The organism is Mycobacterium sp. IDUB_39 (assembly GCF_055419205.1).
Window position 1 is genome coordinate 48,950 of sequence record NZ_JBVAXF010000004.1, and the last position, 20,803, is coordinate 69,752.

The window sequence follows — 20,803 nt, forward strand, 5'->3', positions numbered from 1 at the left end:
AGATGATGTAAGTGACCGATACGCAGTCCGCGCCGACCGAGGAACTCGCGGAGCCGGTGACCATCGGCGTGGAGGCCTACATCTCGCCGGAGTACGCGCGCAACGAGCGGGACCGGTTGTGGCGCAAGGTCTGGCAGCAGGCCGGGCGCATCGAGGACATTCCCGAGGTCGGCAGCTACCTGACCTACGACATCCTCGATGACTCCATCATCGTGGTCCGCACCGGCGACGGAAACTCGGGCGACGCCTTCGCGGCGCACCACAACGTCTGCATGCACCGCGGGCGCAAACTGGTGGACACCCCGCCAGGTGGCAAGAACGCGGTGGGCAAGGCGCGCAAGTCGTTCGTCTGCGGTTTCCACGGCTGGACCTACGGGCTGGATGGCACCTGCACGCACATCCGCGAACAGGACGACTGGAAGGGTGCGCTGACACCTGAACGCACCCACCTGCGTTCTGTCCGGGTCGACACGTGGGGCGGCTGGGTCTTCATCAACATGGACCCCGACTGTGAACCACTGGCGGACTACCTGTTTCCTGCCGCGAAGATCCTCGACCCGTTCGGGTTGGAGAACATGCGCTACAAGTGGCGCAAATGGTTGAACTTCGACTGCAACTGGAAGGTCGCGCTGGAGGCGTTCAACGAGACCTACCACGTCTTCACCACCCACCCGGAGTTCAACAAGTTCGGCGAGTTCAAGGGCTGGGCCAAGGCGCAGGGCAAGCACTCCAACATCGGCTATGACGCGCCCAAGGGTATGGACGAGACGAAGTCCAAGATCCGGCTCGGCACTGGGGATCCGCGCATCTCGACCGCGGAGATGCAGATCTACACCATGGAGGAGACCAACGCCACCACGACCAACACGCTGGTCAACGCGGCGAAGCGCCTCGTCGACGAGCTGCCGGAGGGCACGCCAGCCGACGAGGTACTGCAGCACTGGCTGGCCTCGGCGCGCCGCGACGACGAGGCGCGCGGTGTGGTGTGGCCGACCATTCCCGCCGACATCCTCGGGCAGAGCGGGACGGCCTGGCAGATCTTCCCGAACTTCCAAGTGGGCCAAGGGCTTACCAGCGCACTGTGCTACAGCGCCCGACCCGACCCGAGCTATGACCCGAACAAGTGCATCTTCGAGGTGTCGGTGTTCGAGCTGTACCCCAGGGGCGCGGAGCCCGCGACGGAGTGGGCGTACACGCCGGTCGGTGATCCCAACTGGCTTTCCGTCCTGCCGCAGGACTTCTCGAACATGGCGGCCGTCCAGCAGGGCATGAAGTCACTCGGCTTCCCCGGCACTCAACCCAACCCGTATCGGGAACGCAGCACCGTCAACCTGCACTACCAACTGTCGAAGTACATGGGCACCGGTGCCCCGCAGGAACTTGCAGAAGGAGATCGATGACCACCGTCGAAAACTCGTGCGGGCCCACCGATACGCCCGTCGACGTCGACATCCCCGCACTGCGTGAGAAGTACCGCGTCGAGCGGGAGAAGCGGATACGTCCCGAGGGGGCGAAGCAGTACCAGGAGCTGAAGGGTGAGTTCGCGGAGTTCGCCGAGGTCGATCCGCACACCCCGGTGACACCACGCGCGCCGATCGCCGAGGACGTCGAGGTGGTGGTGCTCGGTGGCGGTATCGCGGGGCTGCTGGCCGGCTCGTACCTGAAGAAGGCCGGCGTGGAGGACGTTCGCATCATCGAGATGGGCGGTGACGTCGGCGGGGTCTGGTACTGGAACCGCTTTCCCGGAATCCAATGCGATAACGACGCGTACTGCTATGTCCCGCTGCTCGAGGAACTCGACTTCGTGCCGTCCAAGAAGTTCGCCGACGGGGCCGAGATCTTCGAGCACTGCAGGCGTATCGCCAAGCACTTCGGGCTGTACGACGGCGCGCTGTTCTCCACGCAGGTCCGTACGGTGCGCTGGGACGAGACGATCGACCGATGGCAGTTGACCACCAACCGCGGTGACGACATCCGCGCGCGCTTCGTGGTCATGGCGCAGGGTTCCTACAACCGTCCGAAGCTGCCCGGTATCCCCGGGATCCTGGACTACGTGAATGCCGGAGGCCACACCTTCCACTCCGCCCGCTGGGACTACGACTACACCGGGGGCGACGCCAATGGCGGCCTGGACAAGCTGCGCGACAAGCGCGTCGCGCTCGTCGGCACCGGCGCGACGGGCGTTCAGCTGGTGCCCCACCTCGGCCGAGATGCCAAGCACGTCTATGTGTTCCAGCGCACGCCGTCATCAGTCGACGATCGTGACAACACCCCGACCGATCCGGAGTGGGTGAAATCGCTTCAGCCGGGCTGGCAGGAGGAGCGCAAGCGCAACTTCCACAACTGGTCACCGTTCGTGGGTGTGGTGTTCGGAGCGCCGGACCTGGTCTGCGACTTCTGGACCGAGCTGGGGCGCAACATGTCCGCACGCATCGCGGCGAGCGAGGACCCCGCAGCTCTGGGCATCGAGCAGATCATGGCGATCCGAGAGGAGGAGGATTACAAGATCATGGAGCGGCTGCGGCGCCGGATCGGTGGCGTCGTCGCCGACTCCGACACCGCCGAGGCGCTCAAACCGTACTACCGGTTCATGTGCAAGCGACCGTGCTCGAGCGAGGAGTACCTCGCGACGTTCAACCGGCCCAACGTGACACTGGTCGACGTCGCGGAGTCCAAGGGCGTGGACCGGCTGACGGAGCGCGGAATCGTCGCCAATGGCGTTGAGTACGAGGTCGATTGCGTGATCTTCGCGAGCGGTTTCGAGATCTCCACCGAGATCAGCCGGCGTTATGCGATGGATGTCGTCGAGGGTCGCGACGGACTGTCACTGTTCGACTACTGGCAGGACAGCTACCAGACGCTGCACGGCATCACCGCTCGCGGCTTCCCCAACCAGTTCTTCACCGGCTTCATACAGGGCGGCGTCTCGGCCAACACCACCGCGATGTTCGAGCAGCAGGCCAAGCACATCGCCTACATCATCTCCGAGGCCATCAATCGTGGGGCCACGACCGTCGAACCGAGTCAGGAGGGCCAGGACACCTGGGTGAAGACCGTTCGGGATCTCTCGATCGACAACTCGGCCTTCGAACTGTCCTGCACTCCTGGCTATTACAACAACGAGGGTCGCGGTGGTGGCGAGGCCAACGGTGCGTTCCTTGGCGACTTCTACTCGCCGGGCTTCTACGAGTTCGACGATCTGCTGGCCGCGTGGCGCGCCAAGGGTGACCTCGACGGACTGGAACTGGGCCACGGCGAGCGCAGCGACGGGGGTTCGACCAAGTGACGGCCTCGGTCGCGTTGTCCACCAGGGACATCCACGAGCAGATAGGCACCGAGATCATCGCGGAGAAGACAGCACTGCTGTCCGGCGAGCACGCTGGCACGATCCGCGATCTGCTGCAGAGTCGTGGTGTGCTCGTCTTTCCGAAGCTCGGCTTCAGCGACGAGGAGCAGATCGCGTTCACCGAGACGCTCGGCACCTTCGCCGCGGAGCACACCGGCGGGAAGCTGTACAAGGTGTCGCTGGACACCGACGTCAACAAGCAGGCCGACTACCTCAAGGGCTCGCTGTACTGGCATCTCGACGGCACGATGAACGAGGTCCCGATCCTGGCGTCGCTTCTGCAGAGCGTCGCACTGGGCAACCCGGACGAGGGTGACACCGAGTTCTGCAACACCTACGCGGCCTATGACGCACTCTCGGATGAGGACAAGGCCGATCTCGAGGGTCTCACCGTGATGCACTCGGCGTGGAACACGCTGTTCTACTACGAACCGGAACCCGACATCCGGACGCTGAGGCAGATGCAGGCGATCGGCGACCGCGAGCTGCCACTGGTGTGGACACACAGCTCGGGCCGCAAGTCCCTGGTGCTCGGCGCCACCGCCCATCACGTCGTGGACATGGACTACCGCAGGAGCGCGGAACTGCTGGTACGCCTTCGGGACTGGGCCACCGCGCCGCGCTTCGTCTACCGCCACAAGTGGTCGGTGGGCGATCTGGTGATCTGGGACAACACCGGCACCATGCACCGTGCCACGCCGTACGACCCGACGTCGGGCCGGCTGCTCCAACGCACGAAGCTCGCAGGTGAGGAGCCGTTCGCCTGACATGAGTGAATTCACTGAGCGATCCGACCTGCGATTCGACGGACGCGTCGCCGTCGTCACCGGTGGCGGGCGGGGCCTTGGCCGCGAATACGCCCTGCTGCTCGCCTCCCGCGGCGCGCGGGTCGTCGTCAACGACATCGGCGGCAGCCTGACCGGTGAGGGTGGCGATGAGGGCCCGGCGCATCAGGTCGCCGCCGAGATCCGCGCTGCCGGAGGCGATGCCGTCGCCAGCACCGATTCGGTGGCCACCGCCGCGGGCGGCGAGTCGATCATCGCCACCGCGCTCGACCACTACGGTCGCATCGACGCCCTGATCCACAACGCGGGTAACGTGCGCCGCGCGCCACTCACTCAGATGTCCTACAAGGATTTCGACGCCGTCCTCGACGTGCACCTGCGCGGTGCGTTCCACGTGGTGCGGCCCGCGTTCCCGGTGATGTGCGCGGCAGGCTACGGCCGGATCGTGCTGACATCGTCGATCGGTGGGCTGTACGGCAACCACGGCGTCGCCAACTACGCCGCGGCCAAGGCTGGCGTCCTCGGGCTGACCAACGTCGTGGCACTCGAGGGTGCCGCTGATGGCGTGCGCTGCAACGCGATCATCCCGGGTGCTGTCACCAGAATGGCCGAGGGGTTGGACACGTCGGCTTACCCGCCGATGGACCCGGCTCTGGTGGCACCGACCGTCGGCTGGCTGGCGCACGAGGACTGCACCGTCACGGGCGAGTACTTCGTGGCGATCGCGGGCCGCGTGGCTCGGGCCTTCATCGCCGAAACCCCGGGCGTGTACCGGCCGTCGTGGACCGTCGAGGACGTCGCCGAGAACATCACCGCGATCCGCGACGACACCTCACCGCTGGTGTTCCCGGCGGTTCCAGACGGGCACACCGACCACATCCGGTACAGCTTCGGCGCTGCGCACGCGAGGAGCGATGAGGGTTCTGCGCACGCGAGAGAAGCCGAGCATGACTGAACCGAAGGGCCCGCTGCACGGTATCCGTGTGGTCGATCTGACCGCGATGGTGATGGGCCCCTACTGCACACAGATCATGGCCGACATGGGTGCTGACGTCGTCAAGGTCGAGCCGCCGGCCGGTGACAACACCCGCTTCATCTCGGTTGGTCCCGCGCCAGGAATGAGCGGCGTGTTCGTCAACGTCAACCGCGGAAAGCGCAGCGTGGTCCTGGATCTGCGCACTGAGGAGGGCGCGGCGGCCCTTCGCTCGCTGATCGCGAGTGCTGATGTGTTCATCCACTCGATGCGGTCGAAGGCGATCGTCAAACTCGGCTTCGGCTATGACGACGTCGCCGCCATCAACCCCGACATCGTGTACACGAACTGCTACGGCTACGGCCGCCGAGGTCCCGAGGCGGACCGGCCGGCCTACGACGACACCATTCAGGCCGAGTGCGGCCTGCCCGCCGTGCAGGAACAACTCACCGGCGAGGCGAACTACGTCGGAACCATCATGGCGGACAAGGTCGCCGGGCTGACCGCGCTGTACGCCACGATGATGGCGCTGTTTCACCGTGAGCGCACCGGGGAGGGACAGGAGGTCGAGGTCGCCATGTTCGAGACCATGGCATCCTTCATGTTGGTCGAACATGCCAACGGCGCCATGTTCGACCCTCCACTGGGGCCGGCGGTGTATCCGCGCACGGTCGCACCGAACCGGCGGCCGTATCAGACCAAGGACGGTCAGATCGCGGCGCTGATCTACAACGACAAGCACTGGAACGCGTTCATCGCCGCGGTCCAGCCCGCTTGGACCAGTGAGCTCTACGCCACGCTGGAACGGCGCGCCAAGCAGATCGACGTGGTCTACGGCCTGATCGCCGAGACGTTGTTGGAGCGCACCACCGCCGAGTGGCTGGCGCTGTTCAGGGAGTTGGAGATCCCGGCCGCGCCGATTCAGACCCCCGACGCGCTGTTCGACGATCCGCACCTTAATGCCGTCGGTCTGTTCGAGACGGTGCAGACGCAACACGGCCCGGTGCGCATTCCCGGTGTGCCGACGTGGTTCTCGCGCACACCGGGGCGGGTGGCCGGCTATGCACCCGAGCTGGGCGCTGACACGCGGGAGGTGCTAGCCGAACTGGACGCCCTGAGCCAGCGGCAACTCGGAGCTGTAGTTGACGGTGTTGGTGGCGCGTCGCATGTAGGCCTTCCACGAGTCGGACCCTGACTCGCGGCCACCGCCGGTCTGCTTCTCGCCGCCGAACGCCCCGCCGATCTCCGCGCCCGAGGTGCCGATGTTGACGTTGGCGATCCCGCAGTCCGATCCGTCGGCGGCCATGAAACGTTCGGCCTCACGAATGTCGGTGGTGAAGATCGCCGACGAAAGCCCCTGCGGTACCGCGTTGTTCAGTGCGATTGCCTCGTCGAGATCGTCGTAGGTCAGCACGTACAGGATCGGCGCGAACGTCTCGTCGTGCACGACCGCGGTCTGCGCAGGCATCCGGACCAGGGCGGGCCGCACGTAGAAGCCGCCGTCGCCCACCTCGACATGCTCACCGCCGATGACGTCGCCGCCATCGGCCCTGGCCTGCTCGAGCGCGCCGACCATATCGCGGTAGGCACGCTCGTGGATCAGCGGTCCGACCAAGGTGCCCTCAGCGGCCGGATCTCCGACCGGCAGGCTGCGGTATGCCTGCTCGATACGCTCGACCAGGGTGTCCACCACCGACGTGTGGGCGATCACGCGGCGCATGCTGGTGCAGCGTTGGCCCGCGGTGCCCGCCGCGGCGAACACGATGCCACGCACCGCCAGATCGAGGTCGGCCGAGGGGGCGACGATCGCCGCGTTGTTGCCGCCCAGTTCCAGAAGTGCCTTGCCGAAGCGCTGCGCCACCCGCGGCCCGACCTCCCGGCCCATCCGCACCGAGCCCGTCGCGCTCAGCAGCGCCACCCGGGCGTCGTCGACCAGTAGTTCGCCGATCTCGCGGGCGCCCAGGACAAGTCGGCTGACGTCACTGGGTGCACCCACGTCGTCTGCGGCACGCTCGATCAGGGCCTGGCACGCGATCGCGGTGAGCGGGGTGAGTTCAGAAGGCTTCCACACCACGGTGTTTCCACACACCAGCGCGACGGCGGTGTTCCACGCCCAGACCGCGACCGGGAAGTTGAACGCGGTGATGACGCCGACGATGCCGAGCGGATGCCACGTCTCCATCAGCCGGTGGCCGGGCCGCTCGGATGCGATGGTCTTGCCGTAGAGCTGACGCGAGAGGCCAACGGCGAACTGGCAGACGTCGATCATCTCCTGCACCTCGCCCAGTGCCTCGGAGGTGATCTTGCCCGCCTCGACGGTGACGAGCGTGGCGAGATCGCTCTTGTGCTCGATCAGGAGTTCACCGAGCCGGGCCACCAGTGCTCCCCGCACGGGTGCGGGGGTGACGCGCCAGTCGGCGAATGCCAAGGCTGCGGCGGTGATGGCCTCCTGCGCCTGCGCCGCGGTGGTCTCGTCAATGGAGAACAGCATGTCGTCGGTGATGGGCGTACGGGCGGGTAGGCCAGAGGTGCCCGGTTCGCGGAGGTCGCACCGTGCGCCGATCGCGCCCAGCGCTGTGCGAACCCTGTCGCGCAACTCGTCGGCGGTGGGCAGGGCCGCAGCGGGCGTGGAGGTAGCCATGGTGGTCATGATGCCGCTTTCTCGTAGGGGGTGTCGCGATAGTCTCCGGCCATGACGGACACGGGTGAGGAACTCGATGAGATCGACCGGATCCTGGCGCGTGCACTCGTGGCCGACGGGCGGGCCACGCTGGCGCAGTTGGCATCGGTAGCCGGCCTGTCGGTGTCCGCGGTGCAGTCGCGGGTGCGGCGCCTGGAATCGCGTGGCGTGGTCACGGGGTATCGGGCGAGGATCAACCCGGAGGCCATCGGCAACATGCTGTCGGCGTTCGTGGCCATCTCACCTCTCGATCCGTCTCAACCCGATGATGCGCCGTCACGGCTCGAACACATTCGTGAGATCGAGTCGTGTCACTCGGTGGCGGGGGAGGAGAGCTATGTCCTCCTGGTCCGCGTCGCCACCGCGCGAGCGCTGGAAGACCTACTGCAGCAGATTCGAACCGCGGCCAACGTTCGCACCCGAAGCACCATCATCCTACAAACATTTTACGATGGTCGCGACTATGTACCGTAAATAGTCCTGTCATTGCACGGAGTAGCCGTAAAGAATGCGCTAAGATCTGGCCATGACCGCCGTCCTCCCGTTCCGTTCCGATCACACATCCGGCTCGGCCATCGGCCCCGACGATGTGCACGAGGTGCTTCGCCGCAGCATCCTGACCGACGGCCTCGACTTCGTGCTCGACGTCGAACGTTCGTCGGGATCGCAGTTGGTCGACGCGCGCACGGGTGCGCGTTTCCTCGACATGTTCACGTTCTTCGCGTCGTCGGCCCTGGGCATGAACCATCCGGCACTGGCCGAGGATCCCGACTTCCGCGGGGAACTCGCGGCGGCCGCGATCAACAAGCCGAGCAACTCCGACGTCTACAGCGTGCCGATGGCGCGCTTCGTCGACACCTTCAAGCGTGTGCTGGGTGATCCCGCGCTACCGCACCTGTTCTTCGTCGACGGTGGTGCACTCGCGGTCGAGAACGCGCTCAAGGTGGCATTCGACTGGAAGAGCCGACTCAACGAGTCCCGCGGGCTTGATCCCGAACTGGGTACGGGGGTCCTGCACCTCCGTGGGGCCTTCCACGGACGTAGCGGCTACACCCTGTCGCTGACGAACACCGACCCCAACAAGGTTGCCCGCTTCCCGAAGTTCGACTGGCCGCGAATCGACGCACCCTACGTGCGGCCCGGTGCCGACATGGCGGCGCTCGAGGCGGAGTCGCTGCGGCAGGCCCGCGCGGCGTTCGAGGCCAATCCGCATGACATCGCGTGCTTCATCGCCGAGCCCATTCAGGGGGAGGGCGGCGACCGGCACATCCGCGCGGAGTTCTTCGCCGCGATGCGCGCGCTGTGCGATGAGTTCGATGCGCTGCTGATCTTCGACGAGGTGCAGACCGGTTGCGGTATGACTGGAACACCCTGGGCCTACCAGCAATTGGGGGTTCGTCCGGACGTCGTCGCCTTCGGCAAGAAGACGCAGGTGTGCGGTGTGATGGCCGGCGGACGCGTCGACGAGGTGGCGGGCAACGTCTTCACCGTCAGCTCGCGGATCAACTCCACGTGGGGCGGCAACCTCACCGATATGGTGCGGGCGCGTCGCATTCTCGAGGTGATCGAGGCCGACGATCTGATGGTGCACGCCGCCAAGGCGGGCAGGCATCTGCTGGATCGGCTCGAGGGTCTTGCCAAGGAGTTCCCGACCGTCGTGCTCGACCCGCGCGGCCGCGGTCTGATGTGTGCGTTCAGCATGCCGTCGCCCGCGCAGCGTGACGATCTCATCGGCAGGCTGTGGGAGCGCCGCGTCATCATGCTGGGCAGCGGCCCGGACAGTGTGCGATTCCGGCCCGCGCTCACGGTGTCGCGCCGCGATATCGACACCGCCGTCGACACCGTGCGCGAGGTTCTCAGCGAGATGGGCTGACCGCTAGGCCGCGGATGATCGAGGCGAGCCGGGTGAGGTCTGCCCCACCGACGAGCACGCACCCGTGGATCTCGGCGAGGCGCCGGGCCGCGGGCGTGAAGGTGTGGTTGGTGACAACCATCGTCTGGGTGCAGTCCTGCATCGGCGCGCCCGCCACCACCTCCTGAACCGCGCCCGTGCCGACCGGACGGGCTTGGCGCTTGCACTGGATGGCAATCCGATGGGGTCGGTGCCCGACGATGAGGTCGACGCCCCAGTCGCCGGTGAGCGGCGTCATGATGACCGGCAGACCACACGTCCGGGCGATCCGCGCGACGTGATCCTCGAACTCGGTGCCCGACATCGCCTCCTTGGCGGTGGCCGGATCCTCACCGGCCCCCGGGGTGCGCGCACCGCGAAGCATTCCGACAAGGAACGCGGGCAGCGCCGGAGCGAAGACGCCGACAGCCACGCTCAGCGGCACGCTCAGCCCGACCAGGTACGCGCCGACGCCTGCCGCAACGGCCAGCACCACATAGACCCTCCACACCGCCCGAACTCTAGATTCTTGGACCGACACCTCGCCGAACGTGAAGTTGTTTGCGAACTCTCGCGAGTTCTTCGCAATCAACCTCACGTTCGGCATGCGACGTATTGCAACTTGGGGGTTGCGCAACTCTCGGGGTCAGTGCAACTATGGAGTTGCACATCAAACCAAGAGGGAGAAGACCTGTGACGAGCCTCGACATCACCCGCACGATCGATATCAACGCCCCGGCCGAGAAGGTGTGGGCGGCCTTGACCGAACCCGACCTCATCGCGCAGTGGTTCGGTGACACCTGCGAGTTCGACGCCAGCCCCGGCGGAACCGGGGTCTTCGGCTGGAAGGACCACCGCAGCCACGTCGTCGTCGAGCACATCGACCCGCCCAAGACCCTGGTGTACCGGTGGGGCCGCGAGTCCGGGGCCGTCCCTGCGCCGGGCAACTCCACCGTCGTGCGCTTCGATCTCACCGAGATCGCGGGCGGGACCCGGCTAGCTCTGGCCGAGACGGGTTTCGAGGAGCTGGACAACCCGCAGGCGGCACACGACGACAACACCGGCGGATGGCAAGCCGAACTCGCCGAGTTGGTGGAATTCGTGGAATCCCGGTGACCGAGCGCTCCGGCGGCGTCGCGGAGATGCCCGCCGTCCTCGCGGTGCTCGCCGACGAGACCCGATGGCGCATTCTCACCGAGGTGGGCCAGGCCGACCTGTCGGCGAGTGCGCTGGCAGCTCACCTGCCGGTCAGCCGGCAGGCGATCGCCAAGCACCTTGTCGTCCTCGCTGAGGCCGGGCTGGTGGAGCCCGTGCGGTTCGGACGCGAGATCCGCTACCGCGCGCTGGGGGCCCGCCTGAGCGCGCTGGCCAGTGAGCTCGACGGTATCGGCAGGCGCTGGGACCAGCGCCTCGCCGCCATCAAGCGCATCGCGGAACGCCCCGACGAGGGGTGAGCACAGAACGAAGGCCCGGCCGGGGTGTACCCGGCCGGGCCTTCGGACGTGTGTGCGTCAGGACCGCTGATGCGACTCCTGGCGCTTCTCGGCTGCGGCGGCGCCTGCGCGGGCCGCCTCTGCCTCGGCTTCCTTCTTCGCGGCATCTCGCTGAGCGTCGGCCTTGTCCTGCTGGGCCTGGCCCTCGTTGACGAGGTCGTTTCGCCCCGTGACGGTGCCGATCACTTCCTTCGCCTTGCCCTTGACGTCCTCGACGACGCCCTTGACGGCTTCTTCTGGACCACTGTTGTTGTCGGCCATGATCACCTTTCCGTTGGTGGACTCGAACCAAGCGTTCCCGTGCTTGCTGGCGGCTAAACGAGGGCGGGCGGAGCCAGCCACGAGGGATCGATCACACTGCTGATCAACGCCTTTGAGGATGTCTTCATTGATCACATGCGGTCGCCTCCGGCGGGAAACCCATTGGTTGAATCGGGTTTGCGACGAGGTGTTGCGGGGCACTCACGGAATCGACGCGACATGCGCGACATAGAGGAGGTCAGGGCTTGTCAGCCTCGTTGGGTAAGCACGGGGAGACCTCCGGTCTCTGTCGCCGCGGTGACGGCGAGTACGGTTCCGATTCGGCGTACGCGCACGGGTCGCGAACATCGCATGCACGCCAAGCGAATCGGCAGATCGATCGCCGCGTGGTCGGAGCACGGGCTCGCCGGTGTGTTCGTGGTTAGCCGAGACTTGGGCGAGGGTAGTCTCGCGTGGAGATCAGCAGGAGGACGCGTGGCAGACGTTGAGAACAAGGTCGAGTTTCGAGTGGCGGCCAGACTCGAGAACCTCGCCATCCTGCGCACCCTCGTCGCGGCGGTGAGCACCTTCGAGGATCTGGATTCTGACACCGTCTCAGACCTTCGCCTTGCCGTCGACGAGGCCTGCACGCGACTCATTCGGTCGGCACTGCCCGATTCGATCTTGGTTCTCGCCGTGTGTCCGAAGGACGCCGAACTCGTGATCGACGCGTCCACCACGTGCACGACCGAGGACATCATGGAGCCCGGTAGCTTCAGCTGGCATGTGCTGAGTTCTCTGACAGACGAGGTCAGCGCGTACAGCGATGGGCAGGGCCCCAATGGGGGGCAGGTCGTCGGCATCTCGATGACGACGAGACGAGCGAGATCGCTGAGGTGAAGCGGTCGTCCTCCCAGGGTTCGCAATCTCGCTCGAACTCTGAATACGCGGACGTCATCGACAAGTTCCGCGAACTCGCGGCGCTTCCCGATGACGGGCCCGAATTTCAACGGAAGCGTGACGCGATCGTCGAGCGCTGTCTGCCGCTGGCCGATCACATCGCGCGCCGCTTCGACGGTCGTGGGGAATCGCGCGATGACCTGGTCCAGGTCGCACGGGTGGGGCTCGTCAATGCAGTCATCCGGTTCAACGTCGACGCCGGTTCGGACTTCGTGTCGTTCGCGGTGCCGACCATCATGGGTGAGGTTCGACGGCACTTCAGGGACAACAGCTGGTCGGTCAAGGTGCCGCGTCGGCTCAAGGAACTTCACCTGCGGCTCGGAGCGGCCACCGCCGAACTCTCGCAGCGTCTCGGGCGCGCGCCCACACCGACCGAACTCGCCGCGGAACTGGAGATGGACCGCGAAGAGGTGGTCGAGGGCCTCATCGCGGGTAGCTCATACAACACCATGTCGATCGATGGCGGCGGCAGCGGTTCGGAGGAGGCGCCGGCAATCGCCGACACGCTCGGTGACGTCGACACCAACCTGGACCGCATCGAGAATCGAGAAGCGTTGCGGCCGTTGCTTGCATCGCTTCCCGAGCGCGAGCGCACGGTGCTGGTGCTGAGGTTCTTCGAATCCATGACGCAGACCCAGATCGCCGAGCGGGTCGGTATCTCGCAGATGCACGTGTCGCGACTTCTCGCCAAGTCGCTGGCCCAACTGCGCGATCAGTTGGAGTAGCCCTGACCGCGACATCGGCATCGAGAAGTCCGGCCGTCGCAGGCATCGTGCTGGCCGCGGGTGCCGGGACGAGATACGGAATGCCGAAAGTCCTTGCCGAGCAAGGGCAGTGGCTGGAATTGGCGGTCGAGGCGCTCAGTTCCGGAGGCTGCGATGACGTGATCGTGGTGCTCGGCGCAGCCGTGGTCGACGTGCCCGAGCCTGCCCGCGCGGTCGTCTCTGACGACTGGGCCGACGGCGCCAGCGCCTCCCTGCGCGCTGGGCTGGCGGCGGCGGCCGGGGCAGATATGGCGGTGCTGCGTCTGATCGACACTCCCGACATCGGGGCTGACGTGGTGAGCCGGGTGCTGGCGGCCGCCGCGTCAACGGGCCTGGCCCGCGCCACTTTCGACGGCACGCCCGGTCATCCCGTCGTCATCGCCGCCCGCCACTGGCCGGCGCTACGCGCCACACTGCACGGCGATCAGGGCGCGAGGGGATTCCTATCAGCCCGCGACGACGTGGTGGCCGTGGAGTGCGGCGACCTCGCCACCGGAGCCGACGTCGACGCGAGGTGAGCGCTAGCGGAACGCTCAGAGCAGGCCGAGCCCGGCCACCGCAGCGCGCTCCTCGAGGAGTTCGGTGACCGACGCGTCGATGCGGGTCTGGGAGAACTCGTCGATCGCCAGGCCCTCGACGATCTGCCACGCACCGTCGACCGCGCGGACCGGGAGCGACGCCACCACGCCCTCGGGGATGCCGTAGACGCCGGGGGAGGGCAGCGCCACCGACGTCCAGTCGTGTGGGTCGGTGCCGTCGACCCAGTCGCGCACGTGATCGATGGCGGCGTTGGCCGCTGACGCCGCCGACGACGTGCCGCGCGCCTCGATGATTGCCGTGCCACGCTTGGCGACCGTCGGGATGAATTCCGTTGTCAGCCAGTCGGTGTCGGCGGCGTACTCGGCCCCGGTCCGGTCTCCGACCACGGCGTGGAAGATGTCGGGATACATCGTCGGAGAGTGGTTGCCCCACACCGTCACCCGCGACACATCGGTGACGTGGACGCCGGCGTGGGCGGCAAGGGCGGCGACGGCGCGGTTGTGGTCGAGCCGAGTCAGCGCGGTGAACCGCTCGGCGGGGATGTCGGGCGCATGGGCCGAGGCCACCAGGGCATTGGTGTTGGCCGGGTTGCCCACCACCACGATCCGGACGTCGCTGCCCGCCCCCGCATTGAGCGCCTTACCCGCCTCGGCGAAGATCGCGGCGTTACCAGCCAGCAGGTCGGCGCGTTCCATACCCTTGCTGCGGGGTTTGGCGCCGACCAGCAGGGCGACGTCGACACCGTCGAACGCGCGGACCGGGTCGTCGTGAATCTCGACGCCGGCCAGCAGGTCGAATGCGCTGTCCTGAAGTTCCATCACGACGCCCTCGGCGGCGCGCACCGCGGACGGCAGCTCCAGCAGCCGCAACGTCACGGGAACGCCCCGCCCGAGCAGCGCGCCCGCGCCGATCCGGAACAGTGCGGCGTACCCGATCTGACCGGCGGCACCGGTGACGGTGACGACTTTCGGGCGGGTCATGTGTGAACGCGCAGGTTCAGCACCTCGGATGCGTAGCGCCGCACCGTGTCCTCGGACATCGCCGCGGCGTCCTCGTGGCCCGGTCGCGCGCGGCTGCGCATGAACGCCGTCTTGGGATCGAGCGTCACCTCGGCGAGCAGTTCACCCGTCGTCGGTTCGCAGACAGCCCATGTGTAGAGCGTGTCGTCCGCCCAGCCGTCCTCGGCGTCGTGGACGTAGTCGAGGTCGGTCTCGCCCAGATCGGCGAGGGCAGGCCGATCGTCGACGCGGTCGTCGTAGCGCAGTCCCCTCAGGTACCACGTGCCGTTGTTGATCTCGACGGGATCCATCGGCCCCTCACCTTCCTCCCGATACGCCGAAACTGCGGGGAGATCGTCGAACTCGAAGGTTTCGCGATCTCACCGCAGTCTCGGGGATGGTCTTGCCGGACGCTAGTCCTTGATCTCGGCCAGCACAGTGCCCTGGGTCACCGCGGCACCGGCCTCGATCGACAGCCCGGTGATGGTGCCGTCCTTGTGGGCGATGACGGGGTTCTCCATCTTCATGGCCTCCAGCACCACGATGAGATCGCCGGAAGCGACCTGCTGGCCCTCCTCGACGGCGACCTTGACGACGGTGCCCTGCATCGGCGCGGTGACCGAGTCACCCGACGCTGCGGCGCCACCGCCGGCGCCGCGCTTGCGTGCCTTGGGCTTCTTGCGGATGACACCGGCACCGGCGCCACCGCCACCGTTGCCGAGCGCGAGATCGCCGGGAAGCGAGACCTCGACGCGGCGTCCGCCGACCTCGACGACGACCTTCTGCCGGGGCAGGCTGTCCTCCTCGTCGACCGGCTCACCGGCGGTGAACGGCTCGACGGTGTTCTCCCACTCGGTCTCGATCCAGCGAGTGTGCACCGTGAAGCCGTTCTCGTCGCCGATGAAGGCGGGATCGGACACCACTGCGCGGTGGAACGGGATGACCGTGGCCAGGCCCTCGATGTTGAACTCGGCCAGCGCACGGCGGGACCGATCCAGCGCCTCCTCGCGGGTGGCGCCGGTGACGATCAGCTTGGCCAGCATCGAGTCGAACTGACCGCCGATGACCGAACCGGTCTCCACACCGGAGTCCAGGCGCACGCCCGGGCCGGTGGGCGGGGTGAAGGTGGTGACGGGGCCCGGTGCGGGCAGGAAGCCACGGCCGGCGTCCTCGCCGTTGATGCGGAACTCGAAGGAGTGGCCGCGCGGGGTCGGGTCCTCGGTGATGTCGAGCGCCTCGCCGTTGGCGATGCGGAACTGCTGGCGCACCAGGTCGATGCCCGCGGTCTCCTCGGTCACCGGATGCTCGACCTGCAGGCGGGTGTTCACCTCGAGGAACGAGATCAGGCCGTCCTGGCCGACCAGGTACTCGACGGTGCCCGCGCCGTAGTAGCCGGCCTCCTTGCAGATGCGCTTGGCGGACTCGTGGATCTCCTTGCGCTGCGCGTCGGTCAGGAACGGCGCGGGCGCCTCCTCGACCAGCTTCTGGAAGCGGCGCTGCAGCGAGCAGTCACGGGTGCCTGCGACGACGACGTTGCCGTGGGTGTCGGCGATGACCTGGGCCTCGACGTGGCGCGGCTTGTCCAGGTACCGCTCGACGAAGCACTCGCCACGGCCGAACGCCGAAACGGCCTCACGGGTCGCCGAGTCGAACAGCTCGGGGATCTCCTCGATGGTGCGGGCCACCTTCATGCCGCGGCCACCACCGCCGAATGCCGCCTTGATGGCGACGGGCACGCCGAACTCCTTGGCGAAGGCCACAACCTCATCGGCGTTCTTGACCGGATCCGGAGTGCCAGGTACCAGGGGAGCCTTCGCACGCGCGGCGATGTGGCGAGCGGTGACCTTGTCACCCAGGTCGCGGATCGACTGCGGGCTGGGCCCGATCCAGATCAGGCCGGCATCCAGGACGGCCTGTGCGAAGTCGGCGTTCTCCGAGAGGAAGCCGTACCCGGGGTGGATGGCATTGGCGCCGGACTTCTCCGCGGCGTCCAGCAGCTTCTCGAACACGAGGTAGGACTCGGCCGAGGTCTGTCCGCCCAATGCGAATGCCTCGTCGGCGAGCCGGACGTGGGGTGCGTCGGCGTCGGGGTCGGCGTACACGGCCACGCTGGCCAGCCCGGCGTCCTTGGCGGCACGGATCACCCGGACGGCGATCTCGCCACGATTGGCGACGAGCACCTTGGAGATCTTCGAGCTGGCGTGACTGGGCACTGGGCCTCCTGGTGGCATGTCTAAGAAACGTCTTTAAGAATGTATCTGGCGCAGTTTAAGCCGCGCGACATCAGCCCCGGCGAGCCGGTGCTGGTTACCGACGGGTAAGTACTCACCCCGTACTCGAACCCCCTGGTACTCAGTGCTTAACGTCGATGTCGCTTAACGCAGATGTCGCTTGATGCGGGTGAGCATCGCAGACATACCCCGCAACCGCAGCGGACTGATCAGGGCGGCCAGTCCGAGATCGGAGTAGAAGTCGTCGGGCACTGCGAGGATTTCGTCGGCCGAGTGGTCGTCGAGGCCGGCGGCCAGGATGGCCGCGAACCCACGCGTCGTCGGTGCCTCCGCCGGTGCGCTGAAGTACAGCCGGACGTGTGCCCGATCCCCGGCGTCGACGTGCAGGAACAGCGGCGACTGGCACTCGGGCACCGGCTCCATCGCGGCCTCTTCGAGATCGCCAGGCAGCGGCGGCAGCTCATTCGCGAACTCGAGCAGCAACTGCAACTTGTCCTGGCCCTGCATGTCGGCGAAGTCGGACACCACATCAGCCAGTGCGGCCGGCATGGTCATCGGTACATCGTCCGCTCGCAAGCGTCGCTCACGGCGCCTCGCCGGGCTCTTCCCCGACAGCGACGGGCACGCGCACCGCGTTGCCCCACTCCGTCCAGGACCCGTCGTAGTTGCGCACGCCGGGCAGGCCCAGCAGGTGCGTCAGAACGAACCACGTGTGGCTGGACCGCTCACCGATGCGGCAGTACACGACGGTCTTGTCAGTGGGGGAGAGGAATCCGTACAGCTCGTCGAGTTCGGCACGGGTGCGGAACTTTCCGTTGTCGTCGGCCGCCTTGGCCCAGGGGATCGACTTCGCGGTCGGGATGTGCCCGCCGCGCAGCGCACCCTCCTCCGGGTAGTCGGGCATGTGGGTGCGCTCGCCGGTGTACTCCTGCGGGGAACGCACGTCGATGAGTGGCTGCTCGCCCAGGATGTCGAGGACGTGCTGCCGGTAGGCGCGGATCTCGGAGTCGTTGCGCTCGACCACGGGGTAACCGGTGGTCTGCTTGGAGGGCACATCGAGGGTGGTGTCCCGGCCATGTGAGACCCACAGGTCGCGTCCGCCGTCGAGCAGGCGGACGTCGGGGTGGCCGAACAGGGTGAACACCCACAGCGCGTACGCCGCCCACCAGTTGCTCTTGTCGCCGTAGATGACGACGGTGTCGTCGCGGCTGATGCCCTTGCGGTCCATCAGCTCGGCGAACTGCGCGCCGTTGATGTAGTCGCGAACGTGCGGGTCATTGAGGTCGACGTGCCAGTCGATCTTGACGGCACCGGGGATGTGCCCGGTGTCGTACAACAGCACGTCCTCGTCGGACTCGACGATGGCCAGGCCGGGACGGCCGAGGTTGCCGGCCAGCCAGTCGGCGGTGACCAACCGTTCGGGATGGGCGTAGGCGGTCAGCGTGGGGCTGGGATCTGCAGGCAGTGGCACGAAACCGAGCGTACTCACCCCGAAATGTTGACACGCCAGATGAGGTTCCGACTTGGCGTCGCTACCTCATCTGCTGTAAGAATCTGAGGGATGAGCGGTTTGCCAGCAAAGTTTGACATCGGGATCGTCGGCCTCGGCTACGTCGGTCTGACCCTGGCCACGGTGCTCGCCGAAGCGGGCAACACAGTAATCGGTGTGGAGAAGCGGTCCGATCTGGTCGACATGACCAATGAGGGAACTCCGCATTTCACCGAGACGGGCCTGCCAAACGCCCTTTCCGGCGTCGTTCGGCACAAGAAACTGGTCGCCGCCGAGGCCTTCGACGACACGTTCACCTGTGACACCTACATCATCACCGTGGGCACCCCGCTGTCAGCGGACGGAGTGGCCCGCGTCGACATGATCGAGTCCGCTGCACGCGATATTGCTGCGAATATGCGGGACGGCGCGCTGGTGATCCTGCGCTCGACGGTCAAGGTCGGCACCACGCGCGACATCGTGTCGCCGATACTGGCGGCCAGCGGAAAGCAGTTCGATATCGCCATGTGCCCGGAGCGGACACTCGAGGGCAAGGCATTGCAGGAATTGCGTGAGCTCCCGCAAATCGTGGGTGCCGACGATCAGGCGGTCGCAGACCGTGCCGCGGCGGTCTTCCGCAAACTCACGAACTCGATTGTGCTGGTCTCCAGCATCGAGACCGCGGAGATCCTCAAACTCGTCAGCAATACCTTCCGCGATGTGCAGTTCGCGTTTGCCAACGAGGTCGCGAGGATATGCGATGCGTTCGGTGTCAGCGCACACGAAGTCATCTCCTCGGGCAAGCTCGGCTACAACCGAACCAACATCCCGATGCCGGGTCTGGTCGGCGGCCCGTGCCTCGAGAAGGACCCGCACATCCTGATGGAGAGCGCGCGCAGCCGAGGCATCTCCTTGGAGATCACCTCGGCCGGCCGATTGGTCAACGAGCGTCAGCCCGAGGAGACCGTCTCCTTCATCAGCAGCGAGATCGAGCGTCGTGGTTGGACTGGACCGCTGAGGATCAACCTCCTCGGGATGGCGTTCAAGGGCCTGCCGGAGACCAGCGATCTGCGCGGGTCGATGTCGATCAGGGTTCTCGACGCGCTGAAGAAGGCCCACCCCGACGCGCAGATCGGTATCTATGACCCGGTGACGCCCGAGGACGTGCTGGCCGGTGAGTTCCCGGACGAGAACACGTATTCGCGGTTTGGTGACGCGGTCAGCGGGGCCTCAGTGGTCGTCCTCGGCAATAACCACCCGTCGCTCGGCACCATCTCACCGCGCACGATCAAGGAGTTCATGGCGCCCGACGGCTTCGTGTTCGACTACTGGAACCACTTCAGCCACCTGCCGTCGTCCGAACTCGGTGACTCCTACTTCGCCGTGGGCAACAGCGGATCGGTGCCCGCGAATGGGTAAGCGCGTCGTCGTCACCGGCGGCTGCGGTTTCATCGGCGCCTACCTCGTCAAGCGACTGGTACGCGACGGCTGGGATGTCGCGGTCGTGGACTCGATGGTGCGCGGTGACGCGAGCCGCCTCGCCGAGGTCGCCGACGACGTCGAGCTGTTCACGTCCGACGTCCGCGATCAGGCGGCGCTGGAGAAGGCGTTCGCCGGTGCCGAGGTGGTCATGCACCTGGCTGCCATCAACGGCACCGAGAACTTCTACACGCAGCCCGAACTCGTACTCGACGTCGGCATGCTCGGCGCGCTGGCCGTCGTGAACGCCGGTCGCGCAGCGGATGTTCCGGATCTGGTCGTGGCCTCGACCGCTGAGGTATACCAAACGCCCGCGGTGGTACCGACTCCCGAGACCATCCCGCTGATGCTGCCCGACAGCCTCAACCCCCGGTACTCCTACGGTGGCTCCAAGATCGTCAGCGAATTGATCGCCTTCAACTACGGGCGCGATCACTACCGTCAGGTACAGGTCTTCCGGCCGCACAACGTGTTCGGGCCCAACATGGGGTGGAAGCACGTGGAGCCGCAGTTCATCATGCGGGCCCTGGCGGCCAAGGACGCGCTACCGTCAGATAACCCGCAGGGCAAGGCGCCCTTCGACATTCAGGGTGACGGCACCGAGACGCGGTCGTTCTGCTACGTCGACGACGTCGTGCAGGGCATCCTGACGATGTACGCCAGCGGCGGACATCGCGAGATCTTCCACATCGGAAGCGATGAGGAGATCTCCATTCTGGACCTGGCGGGACGCATCGGCACGATCGTCGGTGTCGATCTCGAGGTCCGTCCGGGTGAGGCCCCGACCGGTGGCACGCCCCGGCGATGCGCCGACATCACCAAGATGCGGTCACTCGGGTGGTCGCCCGAGGTGGGCCTGGACGAGGGTCTGCAGCGCACGGTGGCGTGGTACCGCGAGCACCGCGACGACGTGCCCGCCAACGACCTGATGTAG

22 protein-coding genes are annotated in these 20,803 nt (G+C 66.6%); 14 read left to right on the forward strand and 8 right to left on the reverse strand.

The window, feature by feature from the left end; translation table 11 throughout:
- Positions 1 to 11: 11 nt before the first annotated feature.
- From ACZY0X_RS15575 to ACZY0X_RS15595, 5 genes are read left to right on the forward strand one after another with little or no spacing between them, the layout of a single operon-like run.
- Positions 12 to 1,400: an aromatic ring-hydroxylating oxygenase subunit alpha gene (locus tag ACZY0X_RS15575; RefSeq protein ID WP_463771680.1), complete on the forward strand. Its 1,389-nt coding sequence runs from the start codon at positions 12 to 14 to the stop codon at positions 1,398 to 1,400.
- Complete coding sequence (locus tag ACZY0X_RS15580) at positions 1,397 to 3,286, forward strand: flavin-containing monooxygenase (RefSeq protein ID WP_463771681.1); 1,890 nt, start codon at positions 1,397 to 1,399, stop codon at positions 3,284 to 3,286. Before ACZY0X_RS15575 ends, ACZY0X_RS15580 begins: the two co-directional genes overlap by 4 nt.
- Positions 3,283 to 4,113, forward strand: a complete 831-nt coding sequence (locus ACZY0X_RS15585) for a TauD/TfdA dioxygenase family protein (protein WP_463771683.1) — start codon at positions 3,283 to 3,285, stop codon at positions 4,111 to 4,113. The genes ACZY0X_RS15580 and ACZY0X_RS15585 overlap by 4 nt, the downstream gene beginning before the upstream one ends.
- Position 4,114: 1 nt before the next feature.
- Positions 4,115 to 5,086 (forward strand): SDR family NAD(P)-dependent oxidoreductase, encoded by a 972-nt coding sequence (locus tag ACZY0X_RS15590; RefSeq protein WP_463771685.1) that lies wholly within the window; start codon positions 4,115 to 4,117, stop codon positions 5,084 to 5,086.
- Entirely contained in the window at positions 5,079 to 6,299 is a 1,221-nt protein-coding gene (locus ACZY0X_RS15595; protein ID WP_463771687.1) for a CaiB/BaiF CoA transferase family protein, read from the forward strand. The genes ACZY0X_RS15590 and ACZY0X_RS15595 overlap by 8 nt, the downstream gene beginning before the upstream one ends.
- Here ACZY0X_RS15595 and amaB read toward each other — a convergent pair.
- Complete coding sequence (amaB, locus tag ACZY0X_RS15600) at positions 6,201 to 7,754, reverse strand: L-piperidine-6-carboxylate dehydrogenase (RefSeq protein ID WP_463771688.1); 1,554 nt, start codon at positions 7,752 to 7,754, stop codon at positions 6,201 to 6,203. The two genes, ACZY0X_RS15595 and amaB, sit on opposite strands and share 99 nt — an antisense overlap.
- A 42-nt stretch (positions 7,755 to 7,796) precedes the next feature.
- Here amaB and ACZY0X_RS15605 point away from each other — a divergent pair, with 42 nt between their 5' ends.
- Both ACZY0X_RS15605 and lat read left to right on the forward strand, forming a co-directional pair.
- Positions 7,797 to 8,258, forward strand: coding sequence for an Lrp/AsnC family transcriptional regulator (locus tag ACZY0X_RS15605; protein WP_463771690.1), 462 nt, complete (start codon positions 7,797 to 7,799; stop codon positions 8,256 to 8,258).
- 52 nt (positions 8,259 to 8,310) lie between these two features.
- On the forward strand, positions 8,311 to 9,657 hold the full coding sequence (lat, locus tag ACZY0X_RS15610) for an L-lysine 6-transaminase (protein ID WP_463771692.1): 1,347 nt from the start codon (positions 8,311 to 8,313) through the stop codon (positions 9,655 to 9,657).
- Here lat and ACZY0X_RS15615 read toward each other — a convergent pair.
- Positions 9,641 to 10,186: a restriction endonuclease gene (locus tag ACZY0X_RS15615; protein WP_463771694.1), complete on the reverse strand. Its 546-nt coding sequence runs from the start codon at positions 10,184 to 10,186 to the stop codon at positions 9,641 to 9,643. The genes lat and ACZY0X_RS15615 overlap by 17 nt on opposite strands.
- Before the next feature lie 182 nt (positions 10,187 to 10,368).
- Here ACZY0X_RS15615 and ACZY0X_RS15620 point away from each other — a divergent pair, with 182 nt between their 5' ends.
- Positions 10,369 to 10,791 carry an SRPBCC domain-containing protein gene (locus ACZY0X_RS15620; RefSeq protein WP_463771695.1) on the forward strand — a complete coding sequence of 141 codons (423 nt, stop codon included), beginning with the start codon at positions 10,369 to 10,371 and terminating at the stop codon, positions 10,789 to 10,791.
- A 26-nt stretch (positions 10,792 to 10,817) separates the two neighbouring features.
- Positions 10,818 to 11,129 (forward strand): ArsR/SmtB family transcription factor, encoded by a 312-nt coding sequence (locus ACZY0X_RS15625; RefSeq protein WP_463772447.1) that lies wholly within the window; start codon positions 10,818 to 10,820, stop codon positions 11,127 to 11,129.
- A 57-nt stretch (positions 11,130 to 11,186) separates the two neighbouring features.
- Here ACZY0X_RS15625 and mbp1 read toward each other — a convergent pair whose 3' ends face one another.
- A complete protein-coding gene (mbp1, locus tag ACZY0X_RS15630) occupies positions 11,187 to 11,429 on the reverse strand; it encodes a microaggregate-binding protein 1 (RefSeq protein ID WP_463772449.1) in 243 nt (80 codons plus the stop codon).
- A 474-nt stretch (positions 11,430 to 11,903) separates the two neighbouring features.
- On the opposite strand from mbp1, the gene ACZY0X_RS15635 reads away from it, so the two are divergent.
- From ACZY0X_RS15635 to ACZY0X_RS15645, 3 genes are read left to right on the forward strand one after another with little or no spacing between them, the layout of a single operon-like run.
- Positions 11,904 to 12,308 carry an ATP-binding protein gene (locus ACZY0X_RS15635; protein ID WP_463771696.1) on the forward strand — a complete coding sequence of 135 codons (405 nt, stop codon included), beginning with the start codon at positions 11,904 to 11,906 and terminating at the stop codon, positions 12,306 to 12,308.
- On the forward strand, positions 12,305 to 13,093 hold the full coding sequence (locus tag ACZY0X_RS15640; protein ID WP_241400491.1) for an RNA polymerase sigma factor SigF: 789 nt from the start codon (positions 12,305 to 12,307) through the stop codon (positions 13,091 to 13,093). Before ACZY0X_RS15635 ends, ACZY0X_RS15640 begins: the two co-directional genes overlap by 4 nt.
- 2 nt (positions 13,094 to 13,095) lie before the next feature.
- Entirely contained in the window at positions 13,096 to 13,650 is a 555-nt protein-coding gene (locus ACZY0X_RS15645) for a nucleotidyltransferase family protein (RefSeq protein ID WP_463772450.1), read from the forward strand.
- Positions 13,651 to 13,665: 15 nt separating this feature from the next.
- Here the strand turns inward: ACZY0X_RS15645 and ACZY0X_RS15650 are convergent, their stop codons facing one another.
- The 5 genes from ACZY0X_RS15650 to ACZY0X_RS15670 form a co-directional block, all read right to left on the reverse strand.
- Complete coding sequence (locus tag ACZY0X_RS15650) at positions 13,666 to 14,652, reverse strand: malate dehydrogenase (protein ID WP_463771698.1); 987 nt, start codon at positions 14,650 to 14,652, stop codon at positions 13,666 to 13,668.
- Positions 14,649 to 14,981 (reverse strand): hypothetical protein, encoded by a 333-nt coding sequence (locus ACZY0X_RS15655; protein WP_241400488.1) that lies wholly within the window; start codon positions 14,979 to 14,981, stop codon positions 14,649 to 14,651. Before ACZY0X_RS15655 ends, ACZY0X_RS15650 begins: the two co-directional genes overlap by 4 nt.
- 102 nt (positions 14,982 to 15,083) lie before the next feature.
- Complete coding sequence (locus tag ACZY0X_RS15660; protein WP_463771699.1) at positions 15,084 to 16,883, reverse strand: acetyl/propionyl/methylcrotonyl-CoA carboxylase subunit alpha; 1,800 nt, start codon at positions 16,881 to 16,883, stop codon at positions 15,084 to 15,086.
- A gap of 162 nt (positions 16,884 to 17,045) precedes the next feature.
- Positions 17,046 to 17,456, reverse strand: coding sequence for a SufE family protein (locus tag ACZY0X_RS15665; protein ID WP_463771701.1), 411 nt, complete (start codon positions 17,454 to 17,456; stop codon positions 17,046 to 17,048).
- 28 nt (positions 17,457 to 17,484) lie between these two features.
- Positions 17,485 to 18,372, reverse strand: coding sequence for a sulfurtransferase (locus ACZY0X_RS15670; protein WP_463771702.1), 888 nt, complete (start codon positions 18,370 to 18,372; stop codon positions 17,485 to 17,487).
- A gap of 99 nt (positions 18,373 to 18,471) precedes the next feature.
- On the opposite strand from ACZY0X_RS15670, the gene ACZY0X_RS15675 reads away from it, so the two are divergent.
- Both ACZY0X_RS15675 and ACZY0X_RS15680 read left to right on the forward strand, forming a co-directional pair.
- Positions 18,472 to 19,809, forward strand: coding sequence for a nucleotide sugar dehydrogenase (locus ACZY0X_RS15675; RefSeq protein WP_463771703.1), 1,338 nt, complete (start codon positions 18,472 to 18,474; stop codon positions 19,807 to 19,809).
- Positions 19,802 to 20,803, forward strand: a complete 1,002-nt coding sequence (locus tag ACZY0X_RS15680) for an NAD-dependent epimerase/dehydratase family protein (RefSeq protein WP_463771704.1) — start codon at positions 19,802 to 19,804, stop codon at positions 20,801 to 20,803. Before ACZY0X_RS15675 ends, ACZY0X_RS15680 begins: the two co-directional genes overlap by 8 nt.